General features: G+C 66.3%; 17 protein-coding genes. 5 read left to right on the forward strand and 12 right to left on the reverse strand.

The annotated features are described in order from the left end of the window. Positions 1–112 precede the first annotated feature (112 nt). From F4Y45_09160 to F4Y45_09170, 3 genes are read left to right on the forward strand one after another with little or no spacing between them, the layout of a single operon-like run. Entirely contained in the window at positions 113–1615 is a 1503-nt protein-coding gene (locus F4Y45_09160; protein MXY24675.1) for a hypothetical protein, read from the forward strand. Then, entirely contained in the window at positions 1612–2679 is a 1068-nt protein-coding gene (locus tag F4Y45_09165; protein ID MXY24676.1) for a beta-lactamase family protein, read from the forward strand. The genes F4Y45_09160 and F4Y45_09165 overlap by 4 nt, the downstream gene beginning before the upstream one ends. Beyond that, the gene (locus F4Y45_09170; GenBank protein MXY24677.1) at positions 2670–4412 is read left to right on the forward strand and encodes a Na+:solute symporter; all 1743 of its coding nucleotides are present in this window, start codon (positions 2670–2672) and stop codon (positions 4410–4412) included. The genes F4Y45_09165 and F4Y45_09170 overlap by 10 nt, the downstream gene beginning before the upstream one ends. Here the strand turns inward: F4Y45_09170 and F4Y45_09175 are convergent. The 11 genes from F4Y45_09175 to F4Y45_09225 form a co-directional block, all read right to left on the reverse strand. Next, the gene (locus F4Y45_09175) at positions 4387–5280 is read right to left on the reverse strand and encodes a PDZ domain-containing protein (GenBank protein MXY24678.1); all 894 of its coding nucleotides are present in this window, start codon (positions 5278–5280) and stop codon (positions 4387–4389) included. The two genes, F4Y45_09170 and F4Y45_09175, sit on opposite strands and share 26 nt — an antisense overlap. A gap of 72 nt (positions 5281–5352) precedes the next feature. Then, positions 5353–5883, reverse strand: coding sequence for a type II secretion system protein (locus F4Y45_09180; protein ID MXY24679.1), 531 nt, complete (start codon positions 5881–5883; stop codon positions 5353–5355). A 67-nt stretch (positions 5884–5950) separates the two neighbouring features. Continuing rightward, positions 5951–6364, reverse strand: coding sequence for a type II secretion system protein (locus F4Y45_09185; protein ID MXY24680.1), 414 nt, complete (start codon positions 6362–6364; stop codon positions 5951–5953). Next, positions 6364–6846 (reverse strand): type II secretion system protein, encoded by a 483-nt coding sequence (locus F4Y45_09190; GenBank protein MXY24681.1) that lies wholly within the window; start codon positions 6844–6846, stop codon positions 6364–6366. The genes F4Y45_09185 and F4Y45_09190 overlap by 1 nt, the downstream gene beginning before the upstream one ends. Further along, positions 6824–7441, reverse strand: coding sequence for a hypothetical protein (locus F4Y45_09195; protein ID MXY24682.1), 618 nt, complete (start codon positions 7439–7441; stop codon positions 6824–6826). Before F4Y45_09195 ends, F4Y45_09190 begins: the two co-directional genes overlap by 23 nt. Beyond that, positions 7438–8031, reverse strand: a complete 594-nt coding sequence (locus F4Y45_09200) for a hypothetical protein (GenBank protein MXY24683.1) — start codon at positions 8029–8031, stop codon at positions 7438–7440. The genes F4Y45_09195 and F4Y45_09200 overlap by 4 nt, the downstream gene beginning before the upstream one ends. A gap of 12 nt (positions 8032–8043) precedes the next feature. After that, positions 8044–9021: a hypothetical protein gene (locus tag F4Y45_09205; GenBank protein MXY24684.1), complete on the reverse strand. Its 978-nt coding sequence runs from the start codon at positions 9019–9021 to the stop codon at positions 8044–8046. Then, positions 9014–10648 (reverse strand): type II/IV secretion system protein, encoded by a 1635-nt coding sequence (locus F4Y45_09210; protein MXY24685.1) that lies wholly within the window; start codon positions 10646–10648, stop codon positions 9014–9016. Before F4Y45_09210 ends, F4Y45_09205 begins: the two co-directional genes overlap by 8 nt. After that, entirely contained in the window at positions 10648–11874 is a 1227-nt protein-coding gene (locus F4Y45_09215; protein ID MXY24686.1) for a type II secretion system F family protein, read from the reverse strand. The genes F4Y45_09210 and F4Y45_09215 overlap by 1 nt, the downstream gene beginning before the upstream one ends. Before the next feature lie 129 nt (positions 11875–12003). Continuing rightward, complete coding sequence (locus tag F4Y45_09220) at positions 12004–12711, reverse strand: lytic transglycosylase domain-containing protein (protein MXY24687.1); 708 nt, start codon at positions 12709–12711, stop codon at positions 12004–12006. A gap of 93 nt (positions 12712–12804) precedes the next feature. Beyond that, positions 12805–13689, reverse strand: coding sequence for a hypothetical protein (locus F4Y45_09225; GenBank protein ID MXY24688.1), 885 nt, complete (start codon positions 13687–13689; stop codon positions 12805–12807). A 38-nt stretch (positions 13690–13727) separates the two neighbouring features. Here F4Y45_09225 and F4Y45_09230 point away from each other — a divergent pair, with 38 nt between their 5' ends. After that, positions 13728–14018, forward strand: coding sequence for a BMC domain-containing protein (locus F4Y45_09230; protein MXY24689.1), 291 nt, complete (start codon positions 13728–13730; stop codon positions 14016–14018). A gap of 3 nt (positions 14019–14021) precedes the next feature. Next, positions 14022–15803 carry an aldehyde dehydrogenase family protein gene (locus F4Y45_09235; GenBank protein ID MXY24690.1) on the forward strand — a complete coding sequence of 594 codons (1782 nt, stop codon included), beginning with the start codon at positions 14022–14024 and terminating at the stop codon, positions 15801–15803. 62 nt (positions 15804–15865) lie between these two features. Here F4Y45_09235 and F4Y45_09240 read toward each other — a convergent pair whose 3' ends face one another. Further along, complete coding sequence (locus tag F4Y45_09240; protein ID MXY24691.1) at positions 15866–16543, reverse strand: glycosyltransferase family 2 protein; 678 nt, start codon at positions 16541–16543, stop codon at positions 15866–15868. Positions 16544–16556: the final 13 nt, after the last annotated feature.

Genomic DNA, 16556 nt, shown 5'->3' on the forward strand with positions numbered 1-16556 from the left:
ACCTTCTGCGGCTCCAACCCTCGGCAAGTCAACCGTGCTTTATACTCCGGCCGCCGGCCGCGCGTCAAACCGACGCCGGCCGCGCGATCCGCCCGGTGGCCGGGACTGCCAGATGCCTCTACTGGACTTCGCGGTCGTCATTCTCTACCTCGCCTTCTCCCTGTGGTTCGGCCGCCGACTACGGGGCGGCGATGGCGTCCGCGACTACTTTCTGACCGGCCGCCAAGCCCCCTGGTGGGCGATCATGGCATCGATCGTCGCCACCGAGACCAGCACGGTGACTGTCATCAGCGTACCCGGCTACGCCTTTGCCGGCGATCTGACATTCCTGCAACTGGCATTCGGCTATGTCGTCGGACGGCTACTGGTGGCCGCGTTCCTGCTTCCCGCCTTCTTCAGTCGCGATCTGCTCTCGGTCTACCAACTGCTGACGGAGCGGATGGGGCGTGGCCTCGGCCGGGCCGCGGCAGTGGTCTTCCTGGCCACGCGCAACATCGCCGACGGCCTGCGACTCTTCGCGACGGCGGTCGTGCTGGCGGCGATGGTCACGGTCGCGGCCGAGTCGACCAACACCGCCGCACCCTCTGAAACCCTTGTTCTCGGGCTCGCCATAGCAGCCATTGCCGCCGTTACGCTCGCCTACACATGGCTCGGTGGGATGCGTGCCGTGATCTGGATGGACGTCGTGCAGCTCGGGCTGTACCTGGCCGGCGCGCTTGCAGCGGTCACGATACTCGTGGGGCGTCTGCCGGATGGGTTGGCCGGCGCCTGGGTGGCCGCCTCGATGGCCGGCAAACTGACGCTCTTCGACTTTGCCTGGGATCTGACCCGGGACTACACCTTCTGGTCAGGCGTCATTGGCGGTGCCGTCTTCACGGCCGCCACGCACGGCGCGGACCAGATGTTCGTGCAACGCTATCTGTGCAGCCGGTCGCTTCGCGAGGCGCGGCTGGCCCTTGGCCTGAGCGGAGTCTTCGTCCTGGCGCAATTCGCACTCTTCCTCGCCATCGGTCTGTTACTCTGGGCGTTCTACGAAACCGTTGCGCCACCGGGAGCCCTGGAGTCAATCACGACGGCAGGTGCGTTACAGGCCGATCAGGTCTTTCCCCGGTTCCTGATGATGCACCTGCCCACCGGCCTGCGCGGCCTCGTGCTGGCCGCGATTCTGGCGGCGGCCATGTCGACGCTTTCGTCCTCGCTGAACTCGTCGGCGGCATCGACGATTGGCGACTTCTATCTGGCCCGTTTCCGTAGTCCCGACGACGACGCGCGTCTTCTGTGGACATCTCGGATGACCACGCTCGTGTGGGCTCTCGCGCAGGTCTGCGTCGCGCTCCTGGCTATCCGACTGTCGCAACGCGTTATTGACGACGTCCTGCGCGTGCAGTTCTTCGCCGGCGGGTTGATGCTCGGTCTGTTCGTCCTGAGCACGATGCGGACGCCGCCCGCGGCCCGGGCCGGCGTCGCGGGACTGGCGGTGGGAGTGGCGGTACTGCTCGCGGTGACGCTGTTCACCGCGTTGTCGTGGCAGTGGTACGTTCTGGTCGGCGCCATCGCGACAGTGGGAGCCGGAGCGCTCGCGCAACGCGCGGTCCAGCGGGAGGGGCTCGCATGAGCAGTTTCTCTCGGGCGGAACAACAGCTCCGTGATGCGGTCGCCGACGGCGTCTTCCCAGGCGCCGTCGCCGAGGCAGGAACCCTTGACGGCCCCGTCTGGAGTTGCGCGACCGGACATCTCACTCTCGGCCAGGACAGCCCGGCGGTCACCGCGGAGACCATCTTCGACCTGGCCTCACTCACAAAAGTGGTAGCCACGACAACGATTGCCATGCGACAGGCTGATGCTGGCGTGACGCCGCTCGATCTTCGTGTTGGCGATGCATTGACCGGCTGGCGCGGCGACGACCGCCGACAAGTCACCGTGCGCGATCTGCTGGCGCACTGCTCCGGTCTGACGGCGCATCTTCCCTTCTATCGCGACCACGCGGATCGCGCAGAGTTCGAAGCGTCCGTCTGCCAGCTGCCGCTCGAGTACCCCCCCCGAACGCGGTCCGTCTACAGTGACCTCGGTTTCATTCTGCTCGGTTTCATCCTGTCGAACCGGCACCCGGACGGCGCCGGTCTGGCGGAACAGTTCGCTCACTTCGCCGCGGAGCGCGGCTGGGGAGAAATCGGCTACCACCCACCCGCATCCTGGCGGCCCCGGACCGCCCCGACGGAACAGGATCCCTGGCGCGGACGAACCCTCGTTGCGGAAGTTCACGATGAAAACGCGTGGGCGCTGGGTGGTGCTGCAGGGCACGCCGGCCTCTTCGGCACGGCGGCGGCGGTCAGCGCGTTCGCGCGCGACATCCTGCGCGGGTTCAACGGCGACGCTACGATTGCTTCGCCTGCGACCTTCGAGACATTTTGCAGGTGCACCGATGTTCCCGGCAGCTCGCGCGCTCTCGGCTGGGACACGATGCGCCCTACGTCGTCATGCGGCGAGCGCCTCTCGCCGCGCTCCATAGGCCATACTGGGTTCACCGGCACGTCGCTCTGGATCGATCCGGACGCCGGCCTCTCGATCGTGTTGCTCACCAACCGTGTCCACCCGTCGAGAAAGAACGAAGCGATCCTGCAATTCCGCCCCGGCTTCCATTCGGCCGTCCATGCGGCGGTGACGCACCCATGCTCCTGACGCCGCTCGACTGGTTCCTGCTAGCCGTAACTCTGGCGCTTCCGATTACGGTGGGCATCCTGGCCGGACGAGGGGCAGGCCGGAGTCTGTCGGACTACTTTCTCTCCCGCCGCAACCTCCCGTGGTGGATCGCCGGAACTTCCATGGTCGCGACGACATTCGCCGCCGATACCCCGCTCGCGGTAACCGGCCTGGTGGCAACAAACGGCATCGCGGGCAACTGGCTCTGGTGGAACGCGGCCCTCGGCAGCATGTTGACCGTCGTCTGCTTCGCACGACTCTGGCGGCGCGCCGGCATCCTGACCGACGTGGAGTTCGTAGAGATTCGTTACACGGGCAGGACGGCGGCGCTGCTGCGCGGGCTGCGGGCGATCTGGCTCGGCCTTCCCGTCAACTGTCTGGTCATCGGTTGGGTAAACCTGGCGTTGTCGAAGGTGCTCTCCATCGCTCTGGGCTGGAATCGTCTGACCGCGGTGCTGATCGGCTTGGCGGCCACCGGCGCCTACGCGGCCCTCGCCGGACTCCGCGGAGTCGTCGCAGCAGATGTAGTGCAGTTCGTCGTCGCCATGACGGGAGCCGTCGCGCTGGCGTACTACGCACTCTCCACGCCCGCGGTGGGCGGGATCGAGGGCTTGCGGGCAGCGCTGCCGGAATCGACCTTCCGCCTGCTGCCGGCGGTCGGCTCCTCCGACCTGTCACTCACGACCGGCACGTTGCTACTGCCCCTCGGCGCGTTCTTCGCATACCTCGGCGTGCAATGGTGGGCGAGCTGGTATCCGGGGCAGGAGCCCGGGGGCGGCGGTTATGTCGCTCAACGGATGCTGTCGGCCAAGAACGAACGCCATGCCGTCCTGGCGACACTGTGGTTTACGCTGGCGCACTACTGTCTACGCCCCTGGCCCTGGGTGCTGGCCGCACTCGCCTCGCTCGTCCTCTACCCTGGCCTCGCCGACCCGGAGGCGGGCTACATCATGCTGATTCGCGATCATCTTCCCGCCGGCTGGCGCGGCCTGCTCGTGGGCGCCTTCTTCGCTGCCTACATGTCGACGGTATCGACCCAGCTGAACTGGGGCACGTCGTACCTGGTACACGACGGCTACCGGCGATTTGTTCGACCGGACGCGACCGAGAACCATCTGGTCACCGTCTCTCGCCTCACGACGATCGGCCTGATGATCGTGAGCGGGGCGATCACGTTCTGGCTCGACTCGGTCCGGCAGGCCTGGGAGTTCATGCTGGAAGCGGCGGCCGGACTTGGCCTGGTGCTGATCCTCCGGTGGTACTGGTGGCGTGTGACCGCGTTGTCGGAGATTACCGCCCTGGTCGCGTCCGCCGTCGGCTTCGTCCTACTTCGGACTCTGACCGATATCCCCTTCCCTGATTCCCTCCTCTATCTGGTCCCCTGGACCACCGGCTGGTGGATCGCGGTGACGCTCGCAACGCCACCCGACCCCCTCCCGCACCTGATTGCCTTCTACCGCCGCGCCCGCCCGGCCGGCCCCGGATGGCGTCCGATTGCCACCGCCGCCGGTGAGGCGCCACCTGAGCCGGTCGCACCGCTTCTGCGACGCTGGGCGGTTGGTGGCGCGGCAGTCTATGCGACGCTGGCGGCAACCCACCAGTGGTTGTTCGGAACGCGCACGTTCGCCGCTCTCCTGTTTGGGGCAGGGGCGGTATTGACCGTCTGGCTTGCGCGCGATCTGACGGCTACGGACCGGCGTCAGGCAACGTGACGTGGATCGACAACGGCGTACCGTCGCGAACGATACTCAGTGTGAACTCCTCAGCCGGGTCGACCGAGCGGAGATACCGTCGAAGCTCCTGGCGACCCTCGACCGCGGTCTCATCAATCATCGTAATCACGTCGCCCGCGCGCAAACCAGCCTCCGCGGCTGGAGTGGACGGCTCGACGTGTGTCACGAGCAGTCCCCGCTCAATGCCAAAGTAGTCGGCCAATTGTCCGTCGACGCCACGGACGCGCACCCCGAGGCGGCCCGGCGCAGACTCGAGGCGCAGCAGGGCGTCGCCCACGATGTCTCGCAACTCCAGTTCTTCCAGGCGCTCGGACAGTTCGCCTAAATGCAGCTCGAGTTCATCGATGTCGAACTCTCCTTCAGGACTTGTGAACATCCACGCCCGCCCACGGAAGCCGGGGTGTTCCGCGGTAGCAAGCGTCAGTGTCTCACTCTCGCCGTCGCGCAGCACCTCGAGCGTCACTTGCCGCCCGACTGGCGTTTCCCGGACCACCCTCGCGAGATGCCGGCTGCTCCGGACCCGCTCGCCGTCGAACTCGACGACGACGTCTCCCTCACGCAGCCCGGCCTGCGCCGCGGGACTTCCATCGGTCACGACAGTCACCGTCGCACCGACGTCCTGATCGTCGGCATCGCGGATCGCGATGCCGATCCAGCTTACGTCACGGGCTGGAGACAGGAACTCCGGCATTACGAAGCGAGAATCGTTGCCGCGCCACTCGAACTCCCGCTCGGTCTGGGCGGCGACGGGAATGGCCATGGCCAGTGCAGCCAGCACCGCCGCGCGCGCGCCGACGTACGCTCGGTATCCAATCCGTCGCATGGTGCGCCTCCTGTCGAGGTTCATGCTCTTGAGACGCGCGAGTCGCGATGTTGGTCTGCGCGGAGGATACGAGGGCAGAATCCCCCGTCACCCGGTCTACTGCAAACCCGGTGCCGTTGACGGGTCGCCCGCCGAGTCGACGACGAACAACCACTGGTCGTACTGCGCGGCGCCGTTGTACTGGCCGATGGAAGACGTGGTGCTCCGGCTCGCCACACCAGCGACGCCGCCTTCGACGCCGCCGGGGTCGTGGTCACCTCCGATCGCCCGGTCTCCCGTCATGGCCGGATCCGCACCGCCGGTACGGTCGGTCCCCGCGGGCGGTGCTTCCTCCCCACCGCCAGCCGTCCCGCCCAGTTCCGACGGGAGGATCAGACGGAATTCGCCATCTTCGGTCATCGGGTCCCGGTACGCGCGCCGGAGATACCGCCCCTCGACCAAAGTCTCGAGATCGGGAGGAAACGCCCCGGGCTGCTCGCGCTGGTAGAGCATGATGGCGCGCGCGTATTGCTCACCCCGAAAGACCAATTCCGCTTCGCGCTCCCGCTGGGCGGCATGTCGCCACGCAGGGAGCGCCATCGACGCCACCACACTCAGGACAGCCAGGCTGACGAGAAGCGCCGCCATCGCATAACCGCCCTCCGGTGCGCGTCCGATGCGGGAATCCCTCCGCCCGCGCCCTGACCGGCCCCGGCTACCACTCCGCATAGTTGGTTCCGTCCAGCGCCACCGCCTCCGATCCGCTCCGCACGTCGTACACCCCGCGTGCGAACGGATCGGCCGGATCGGAGGGGGCCGGCTCCAATTGCCAGGTGTCCGCCGATCCCGTAAACGGATCGACCGGGATCGCCCGGAGATAGCCCGTGCTCACAAGCGACTCGAGTGCCGGCGGGTACTCGCCCCGGTCCGCGTAGTGCTGATCGATCGCGTCGCGCATCCGGAAAAGATCCTCCTTCAGCACCGCCTCCCGCGAGCGGGTGACGGCACTCTGGTAACCGACCAGCGCGATGGTCGACAGAACCGTGATGAGCGAGATGACTATCGTCAGCTCGATCAGCGTCCATCCGTTGCACCGGAACGTGCAACGCCCTTTCGTCGTTGTCGACATCACCAGTCGCGGTAGCGGGTGCCGTCGAGCGCGGTGCCGCGAGCGCGGGAGTAGACGTCATAGACGTTCTCCCCACCCCAGCGGGCCGTGTCCGGATCGTCCTGGTACGACCGCAGCCCCCAATCCGCCTCGCGCGTCATCGGATCGATGGGAATTCGCCGAAGGAACCGGATCACCTCGCCCGCGTTCTCGTCAACCGGCTCGACCCCGTCAACCAGAGTCTGCAGATCCGGCGGATAGCCCTGGTTCTGCGGATCGACATCCGGCCCGGCGATCACGCCGAGGTCGACGGCATCCTTGTAGTTGTCAATCGCCACTCGCATTTCGCGCAGCGCGCGGCGCAGTTCGGTCTCCCGCTGCCGCTGCACGGTTACGCGGGCAAGCGGCGCCGCGGCCGACGCCAGGATCAGCAGGATGACGCTGACGATCAGCAGCTCGACAAAGGAGTAGCCCCGCTCGCTACGGTTGCGCGGGAGTCGCATCATCGTTCCCCTCGGCCGTGGCGTTCAGGTAGTACGTCGCCAGACCTAGCGTCAGGACCTGCATTCCCTCCACGTCTTCGCCGCCGCTCAGCAGAATCTCTTCGATCACCAAGAACTCGGGCAAGGCCTCCACCGCGGCGATGAACTGCCGCAGGTCGCGGTAGACGCCCTGCACCACCATCGAGACGCGGAGCCGCTCGAGGCTACTCGTCGCGTCCGTGTCGATTTCCGACGCGCGCCGCTCCATCATGAGGCCGTGCATATCGACAAGGGAGGCCAGCCGCGAGAAAGCGATCGCCCGCGCCCCCGGCAAATCGGACGGCAACAGACTGCTGCGGAAGGTACGGAGCTCCGTATCGACACGCGTCAGCCCATCGGCCGCGGCAGTGCTGCTTGCGAGTCGCTGCTCGGCCACGGCCAGTGCGGCAGCCGCCCCCGATGCGCGCTGCTCGGCGTTGGCCAACTTCACCGTCCAGGGGTAGACCGCGAATCCCCACAACCCGGCGTCGACCGCCAACAGGATTGCCACCGCCGACACCGCCACGCGCTTCTCAGTCACGACGCGCCGGGCGAAGGTCCAGGCCGAATCGGTCACGATCGTCCCTCCGCGTCCGACCCGGCTGCCCTGGCCGCCGCCGCCGGGGCGACCCGCCCACGAACCTGCGCCCGGTAGGTTCCGGCCTCGGCAAGTTCCGCCTGGCGCACCAGCACGTCCATGAACGCGCCGGTCGCCTCCAGCCGCTCGATGAACTGATCGATCTCCGCGAGATTCCGCCCCACCATACCCAGCTCAAGGGCCAGCACGCCATCGGCTGTGTCCGGCCGGACCGCCGTCAGCATCACCCCGGGCGGAAGCGTCTCGTCAATCAGATTGAAGAAGCCGGTCCAGGAAAAATTGCGCTGCGCAATCAGCCGGTTCACTTCTCCCGCGGCGGAGGCAAGTGAATCGACGTGCTCCTCCCCGAGGCCTCGCTCCAGGGCCGTGCTCCGGCCGGTAATCGCGGAAGCGTCACGCTCCGCCACCTCCGCTTCGCGAGTCAACAGGTCCGCCGCGCGGGAAAGCTCGACCAGGCGCACCGCGCCGAAGGCCAGAACCACGATGGCTGCGAAGCCGATTACCGCCAGTCCCAAGTGAATTGCGCGTTCGTTGTAGAAGGGACGCGTCGCGAGGTTCGTCGTCAGCATCGGATCGTACTGTCAGGCTGCGGGCATCTCCACTGCTCGCGACCGATCGCGCAGCAGAATCCCTATCGGCGCCGCCAGCAGTTCCAGAGGCGCCGTCCCGCCGGCGCCCCGGTCGTCCATGAGCGGCGCCAGCCGATCGACGAGGCGTTCGGTCGGAAGCTCCGGCAACCGCTCGGCGATGACGGTGTCGACATGCCCCTCCCCCACGATCAGCGCGCGCATCAGGCCACGGCCTCCGAGGCGATCCTGGTAATACATCACCGTCTGGTGCACGAGGTCCTCGACCCGTCCGCCATCAGCCGGCATGTGGCGGAAGAAGAGGAGTCGATCACTACGAACAATCGCTATCGAGGCAGCGTCCCCCACGGTCTGCACCAGCATCCAGTCGCCACCGTCGTCCCCCGCGCCGCGGGCCAGCGCCGCGTTGAGCAGATTGATACAAGCAAGATCCGCCACTCCCGCCCGCGCTGCTACGGCATCGCAGACTGCCTCGTATTCCTTCACGACATCGCGCCGGGCCAACACGGTTACGAAGGACTGTGCCCCCGCGTCGTCCCGGACCCCAGGCGTCCAGGCGAGCTGCGCCTCGTCCAGGCGAAACGGCGCCGAACCCCCTACCTGCCACCTGATCAGCTCATCGAGATCCGCGACGCGAATCGGCGGCTCGTCGAAACGGATGATTGACACCTTCGCCGCACCATCCGGCATAACGAGGGCGACGCGGGGCGGACGGCGCGGCAGCTGCCGCAGAGCCTCGTCGACCGCGCCGTTGACGGCCTGCGCATCCTGAATGTTCTGGCCGGTGATCGACGGAGTCACGGCTCCGTCCGGCAATCCGACACGGGCGTACCCTGCGAGCTGCGGCGGACCACTCCCGCGCGCGAGTTGGACAACGGAAACATGATCGGCGCCAATCGACACGGCTGAGGACGGTCCCGGCGATACCGCCAGCGCCCGCAACATGCGGCCGAACGCTCCCCGCTCAGGCAACGAACGTCACCTTGTTGATCTCGTGCAGAGTTGTCCGGCCCGCGAGCACCTGCTCGACAGCAGCCTCTCGCAGAAACCGCATCCCGGTAGCGTGAGCTGCCACCTTGATCTCCGACGCCGGGCGCCTTTCCAGAATCATCTCGCGCAGCTCGTCGGTGAGGTCGAGAAGCTCCCCTATCGCCGTGCGGCCCCGATAACCCGTGCCGGCGCACTCGATGCAGCCGCTCCCCTCGTACAACGCATGCCCCGCAGCCGCCGCCGGATCGATTGCCGACTCGCGGAGCGCTGACTCGGTCAGCTCCGCCGGCCGGCGGCAATCTCGGCAGAGGGTCCGAACCAGCCGCTGGGCCAAGACGCAGTTGAGGGCGGAGACGAACTGGTAGGGCTCCACACCCATATTGAGAAAGCGGCCGAGCACGTCGATCACGTTGTTCGCATGCACGGTCGTGAAGACCAGGTGTCCGGTGAGCGCGGACTGAATCGCGATCTGCGCCGTCTCCGGGTCGCGGATCTCGCCCACCATTATCTTGTCCGGATCGTGGCGAAGGATCGACCGCAGGCCGCGCGCGAACGTCAACCCCTTGCGTTCGTTGATCGGGATCTGCGTGATCCCTTTTAGCTGGTACTCGACCGGATCCTCGATCGTGACGATCTTGTCCTCCGGTGAGGCGATCTCCGAAAGCGCCGCATAGAGCGTGGTCGTCTTTCCGCTGCCGGTCGGGCCGGTCACGAGCACCATGCCGTATGGCTCCGCGATGGCGCGGCGAAACCGGCGAAGCAGGTCCTTCCGGAAGCCGAGAATGTCGAGGCGCAGCTCGCGAAACTGTTCGCTGATGGACGTCTTGTCGAGGATCCGGATCACCGCATCCTCGCCATGGATGCTGGGCATGATCGACACCCGGAAGTCGATCGCCTTGCCCGGCATGCGCAACTTGAACCGCCCATCCTGCGGCACCCGCTTCTCGGCGATGTCCAGTTCGGCCATCACCTTGATCCGGGAAAGGACCGCCCCATGGAACTGGCGGTCGATTGGCCGCATCGCCGGCTGCAGAACGCCGTCGATCCGATACTTGACGTGCACGGCGTCATCCTGGGTCTCGACGTGGATATCGCTCGCGCGCCGCTGAATAGCCGTGTAGATGATCGAATCAACCAGCTTGATCACGGGCGAGAGATCGCTTGTGAGCCGCTCGACGGTCAGCGCCTCTTCGCCAGCATCGTCTTCGCGGAGCAGTTGCAGGCCGAAGCTCTCGGTTGCTTCATCAAGCACGCGCTGAGAGCTCTCACTGCGCGAGAGAATCGCGTCGATCGCCGACGGCGTTCCGACCGTTACCGTGACCGTCGTGCCGAGCAACAGGGAAAGCTCGTCGATCATCGGCAGGTCGGTGGGATCCGAGACGACGATCTCAAGCGCCTCGCCGTTGCGGCGGCGCGGAACGAAGCGGTAACGAAGCATCAGGTCGGCCGGGATCGATCGCAACAACTCCTGGTCGATGACGAACGCGCTCATGTCGACAAAGTCGAGCCGGTAGCGCTCCGCCAACTCGCGCGTGCGCTCCTCCTCGACCGCCGGGTCGACAACCGTGCTCTCCGGGATTCCCGTTGCGGCGGCGTCCGTCTCGGCCATCACACAATTGTCCCCAACTGCAGGAGCGGCATGTACAACGCCAACAGCAGTGCCGCGATCACCAACCCCATCACCACCAGGAGGATCGGCTCGACGAGCGTCAGAAAGCGGGCGAGCGTCGTCTCGATCTCCTCGTCGAAAAAGTCAGCCACCGCGTTCAGCATCTCGCCCAAGGCTCCTGTCGATTCTCCCACCTCCACCATTTCTATCGCGACGGCCGGGAACCCGCCACGCGTATCCATCGACCCAGCGAGCGGCTGCCCCCCTCTGACGTCTCTCGCCACCTCGACGAGTTCCTGCGCGATATGACGGTTCCCCACCGCCTGGGACGTCACGTCGAGAGCCTGCACGAGCGGAATCCCCCCGCCCAGCAGCGTCGCAAGCGTACGGGCCATTTGCGACGTAGCGAACTTCGTTGCGACCCCGCCGGCGAACGGCACGCGCAGAAGCAGACGGTCAAGCTGGACGCCCCGCCCAGTCCGCCTCGACCATCCCCAGACGGCCGCGACCACGCCCACGGCAGCCAGCAGAATCAGCCAGCCGTAGCTGAGCGCAATAGTCGACATGCCGGTGAGTACGCGTGTTGCCAATGGCAGCGTGGCGCCCATCCCTTCGTAGAAGCTGGCGAACTCCGGGACAACGCGCAGCATGATGATTGCCACCACGCCGGCCGAAAGCGCAAGCAGAATCGCCGGGTAGATAAGCGCCGACAGCGTGCGCCGACGTACGCCGCTGATGACCCGTGCGTAGCTGACATATCGCCGAAGCGTCGCTTCGAGACTGCCGCTCTGCTCACCGGCCAGAACGGAGGCGGTGTAGACACCGGGCACGAGGTCGCCATGACTCGCGAACGCTTCAGAGAGCGCCACACCCCCTCGCACCTGTTCGTAGACATCGTCGAGGAGAGCCTTGAGCGCCGGCGCGTCGGTTCTCCGGCGCAGGATGTCGAGCGATTGCACTAGCGGCATCCCGGCCTGGAGCAGCACCGCCAACTCCTGATTGAAGACGGTGAATTCGCGGGTGCCAGGACGCCGGCCGATGGTACCGAGGGGGTGAGTCGCCCGGAGAAGCTGTGCCGGCATCCCGAACACGCCGGAACGGCGCAGAGAGAAGATGTACAGGCCTTCCTGCTCCAATTCGGCGCGTAGTCGCGCCTCATTGTCGGCCACGCACACCCGTTCGAGGATCCGGCCGTCGGCGGTCCCCAATCGGCAGCGGAACTCCATACCTCATGTCGCGGCCCGGGTCAGAGCCGGCCGGACAACAGAATCTCTCTCAGATTATCGGCGGGCCGCGGCTGCGGCAACAACCGGGTCGCCGCCAGAACCCTGCGGTGGAACGCGCGAAACGGCGTCCTAATTGACGTTATCGCCCGACTCGGCATCGCGGTGGGCGTCGACCAGGGCAAGCACCCGACCGACAAAATGGCGGGTCTCCCGGTACGGTGGTACGCCGTTGAACTGGCGGACCGCTGCTTCACCGGCGTTGTAGGCAGCGAGCGCGCCCCGGGTGCCGAACTTGTCCAGAAGACTCCGGAGATACCGGGTGCCCGCATCGATATTGGTCGCGGGATCGTACGGGTCGTCCACACCGAGGCTTTTCACCGTGGCGGGCATCAACTGCATGAGGCCGAGCGCGCCATGCGATGAGATCGCATCGGCGCGATAGGCTGACTCGGTCTCTATCAACGCGTGCACGAGCAGCGGATCGACGCCGTGCCGCGCCGAGGCCACCGCGACGATCTCGGCGTAGGGGCGCGCCGGGAGAGCCGGACCCGCGCTGGCTCTGGCCATTGCCATTGCTTCCGCCGGACGCGGCAGACCGGCGTCATCGACGTCGATCCTAGCGATCAGTTCGGGCACGATCGCCAACTCGCCGCCATCCCGAAGTTGAAGAACCAGCCCGTCGCCAACGGTGCTACGACCCGTCGTCGCGAGCACTTGCCCGTTACTGAAAATGACCCGCTCGGCGGCAACGGGCGCCTCGGCCGTGCGGCTGGGCCAGACAGCCAGCACGACAGCACAGCAGACGCACCATGCCAGGGTCTTCTTCAGGTTTGGCATCTCAACAGCGTTCCATTCCGGGTCGAACGGGGCTAACCCTCTGAGCGCAGGTCAGCCTGTACCCGTCCCTATCGGCCGATCGCGGCGTCCCCTCTAGATCGGTTCGACGTAAACGCTCAGGACCCGTGCGCCCAGTTCGCGCGCGTCGTCCCCTGCACCCAATTCAGAGGGGATGAAGGTCTGATCCACAACCAACTCCAGCCGGACCACGTCGTCGGATCCGATCTCGGCAGCCGTGATCGTCCGGTCGATCATCACAGGCTCGGAGGTGTCGAGAGTCAGTTCCTCCAGAACCCGGTCGCCGATCCGGAGACTGAACTCTTGCGGCGTCTCGAAAACATTGGGCCGCCCCGCCACCTCCACCATCAGCCGCGCATCGCCCCTGGGATTCTGGAAGGAGACTACGCCGCGACCGTCGGTCCAGCGCCAATAGGCCTGGCCGTCGGGCTGGAACTCCGCCCCGTGCCATCCCTCCTCGTAAACGAGAAAACTGCTCTCGTGTTGCGGCGTGAAAGTAACGGTGGCGGTGCGGTAGGCGTTCTGGCCGATGTGGTCGCCCGCGAGCGCCAGTCGCTCACCGGTCGACGGCAGATACAGCCCCACGGCAATATCTCCGTCTCCGATGTACGGATAGAGCGGCACCATGATCCGGCGCGAGTACTCGATGGTCTGCCCCGGTTCCCAATCGCTCGTCGGCGTCGCCGGTTGATGATCGTCGTTCCAGATCCGCTCACCGTTGTTGTCGAGCACGTGGACGAAAACCATGTAGTCGTCCGTTATCGGTACGAGGTCCGGCGAGACATCGAAGCGAAACGCTATCTCGAGCGGTCCCCCGATAGGCACGCTCGTCCGATCGAGGCGCAGGTTCACCGCGGCGACCGGCGGTCCGGACGCCCCGCCGCCGCAGCCGGCAGCGGCCAGAAGCATCGTCGCCAGCACCAGCAGACTGGCACCTACGGCTCGTACCGTGCGTTCCATTTGGTGACTCATGAACCTTGGAGTGTACCATAGGCCCCATGACGCTGGAAGCGCTCGGCATGATTGAAACCAAGGGGCTCGTAGGCTCGATCGAAGCCGCTGACGCGATGGTGAAGGCGGCCAACGTCATTCTCGTCGGCAAGGAATATATTGGCGCCGGCTACGTCACCGTCATGGTGCGGGGCGACGTCGGCGCGGTGAAGGCGGCAACGGACGCCGGCGCGGCAGCGGCGCGACGCGTTGGCGAACTGATTTCGGTCCATGTCATCCCCCGACCGCACACCGAGGTCGAGAAGATATTGCCGCAGGTGACGGAGGCCGCCCGATAGCCTGTGCCTGTGTCGCCCGAGTCCGGCCAGTCCCCGGAGCGCAGTTCCCGCGCCGCCGCCGAAGCGCAACACCTGGCCGATCGGGCGCACGACGCGCTTCCGCGACTCGCCGAACTGACGCAGGATCAGGTCGACGCCATCGTTGACGCCATGGCCACGGCGGCCGCTGGCGAGGCGGAAGCCCTTGCCGCCGACGCCGTGGCGGAGACTGGCTACGGCGTCATCGCCGACAAGGTTCAGAAGAATCTGTTCGCTGCGCGTGACATCCACCGATTCATCCGGTCCATGCGTACAGTCGGGGTGATCCGACGGCTGGACCAGCAGCGCGTCGTGGAGATCGCGGAGCCCTTCGGCGTTGTCGCGGCCATCGTTCCGTCGACAAATCCGACTTCCACGGCGATCTACAAGCTGCTCATAGCAATCAAGGCACGCTGCCCGATCGTGCTGAGCCCGCACCCGGCCGCGGCGGGTTGCGTGAACCGCACCGTCGCCTTGATGGAACGCGCAGGTCGCGACGCCGGCATGCCCGCCGGAGCAATCGGCTGCCTGTCGGAGGTATCGATAGAGGCGACTCAGGCGCTGATGACCCATCGTCGCGTGGCCGTGATCCTGGCCACCGGTGGAATGGGCCTGGTCCGCGCCGCCTACTCGGCCGGAAAGCCGGCGTACGGCGTCGGGCCAGGAAACGCTCCTGCCTACATCGAGCGTAGCGCCGATGTCGGAAAGGCGGTCGCCGACATCGTCACCGGCAAGACGTTCGACAACGGCCTGCTCTGCTCGTCGGAGAACGCCGTGGTTGTGGACACCGCGATCGACGACGCGGTACGCAACAGTTTCAAGGCCGAGGGTGGCTGTTTCCTGCGTCCCGAAGAGGCGGCGGCCCTTGCCGACTTGCTGGTGACGCCGCAGCGGCTGCCGAATCCGGCATGCGTCGGCCGCGACGCCATGACGATCGCACGGAAGGCGGGTCTTGGCGTGCCGCGTGGAACGCGCGTCTTGCTCGCGCCGCTTGACGGCGTCGGGCGGGACTATCCCCTCTCGATCGAAAAGCTCTGCCCCGTCCTCGCCTACTACGTGGTCGACGACTGGCGCGACGGTTGCGAGAGGTGCAAGGAACTCCTGCGTTACGGCGGCATGGGTCACACAATGGCCATCCACTCGCGGGACGAGGCGGTGATCCTGGAATTCGGCCTGAAGAAGCCCGCGTTTCGGATTGTCGTGAACACGCCGACGACGCTCGGATCGATCGGCATGACGACCGGTCTGGATCCTTCGATGACTCTCGGCTGCGGAGGTTGGGGAGGGAACATCACATCGGACAACATCTCTCCACGACACCTGCTGAACATCAAGCGTCTGGCGTACGAGACACGTCCCGCACCGCGAACCGGCAGATCGGATGGCGCGGCGGACGCGGTGGCCTCCCCTGACGGAACGCTGACCGGGCCCGATGCCATGGATGCCCACTCCGCGGCGACGTCGGACTCGGGAGCACATTCGGGTGGGCTTGATGCCAGCGGGCTCGATGCGCGGGTTGTGGCGGATCGGGTCGACGCCCTTTTGACGAAAGGCGATCGCGCGCCGTTGGGCGGAGCGCCGATCACGCCACCTCCGCCGGAGAGCGAGGCGGTCCCATTCGTCTGCGAGGACGATGTCCGCGCCGCCTTTCGGGACTCTCGACGGATAGTGATCGGCCCGCACACCATCGTCACGCCCGCCGCGCGCGACCTCGCGGAACGCCACCAGGTCTTCGTCGAGACGGACGCCACGCGAGACGGGCGCTGAGTCCGCCCGCGTACGCCAACAACTTCCGGGTGGGCATTGCGGCCCCGCCGCCCGCAGTCTTGCTAACGGTGCTTGAGAAGTGTCCAGACCGCCTGAAAAAAGTCTCTCCAGGAGATCTTCTTGCCCTCGGCGAAACTCCGACCCTGGTACCGGATCGGCACCTCGTGAATCGGAATCCCGCGCTTCAGGATCTTCGCCGTAATCTCCGGCTCGAAGTCGAAACTGTCGGCCACCGTCTCGATCTGCTGCAACAGCGTCCGGTCGATCAGCTTGTAGCAGGTCTCCATGTCGGTAAGCGATGAACCGTAGCAACGATTGGTAAGCCAGGTCAGCAGGCGGTTGCCTACGCGGTGACGAATCGCCATCGCCGGCCGCCCCGACGCCAGGCGCGAGCCGTACACCACCCGCGCCTCCTCCGTAACCGCGACGTGCAGCAGCGCCGCGTAGTCGGCCGGGTCGTACTCGAGGTCCGCGTCCTGCACGATCACGTAGTCGCCGGTCGCGCGAGCGAAACCCGCCCTGAGCGCCGCTCCCTTACCTTGGTTGCGCGGCTGCAACAGCAACGTCATCCTGTCTCCGTCGCGCACCGCACGCTCCCGCAACATCTCGCGTGTCCCGTCGGTCGAGCCATCGTCCACGACGATGACTTCGGTGTCGAGATCGACCGCTGCGACGCGGTCGAGGAGTTCTGCAATCGTCGCCTGCTCGTTGTAGACGGGGATCACAATGGAAAGGCGCATCGCGAAGGGCGTG

This window comes from Acidobacteriota bacterium, assembly GCA_009838525.1.
Classification (GTDB): Bacteria; Acidobacteriota; Vicinamibacteria; order Vicinamibacterales; family UBA8438; genus VXRJ01.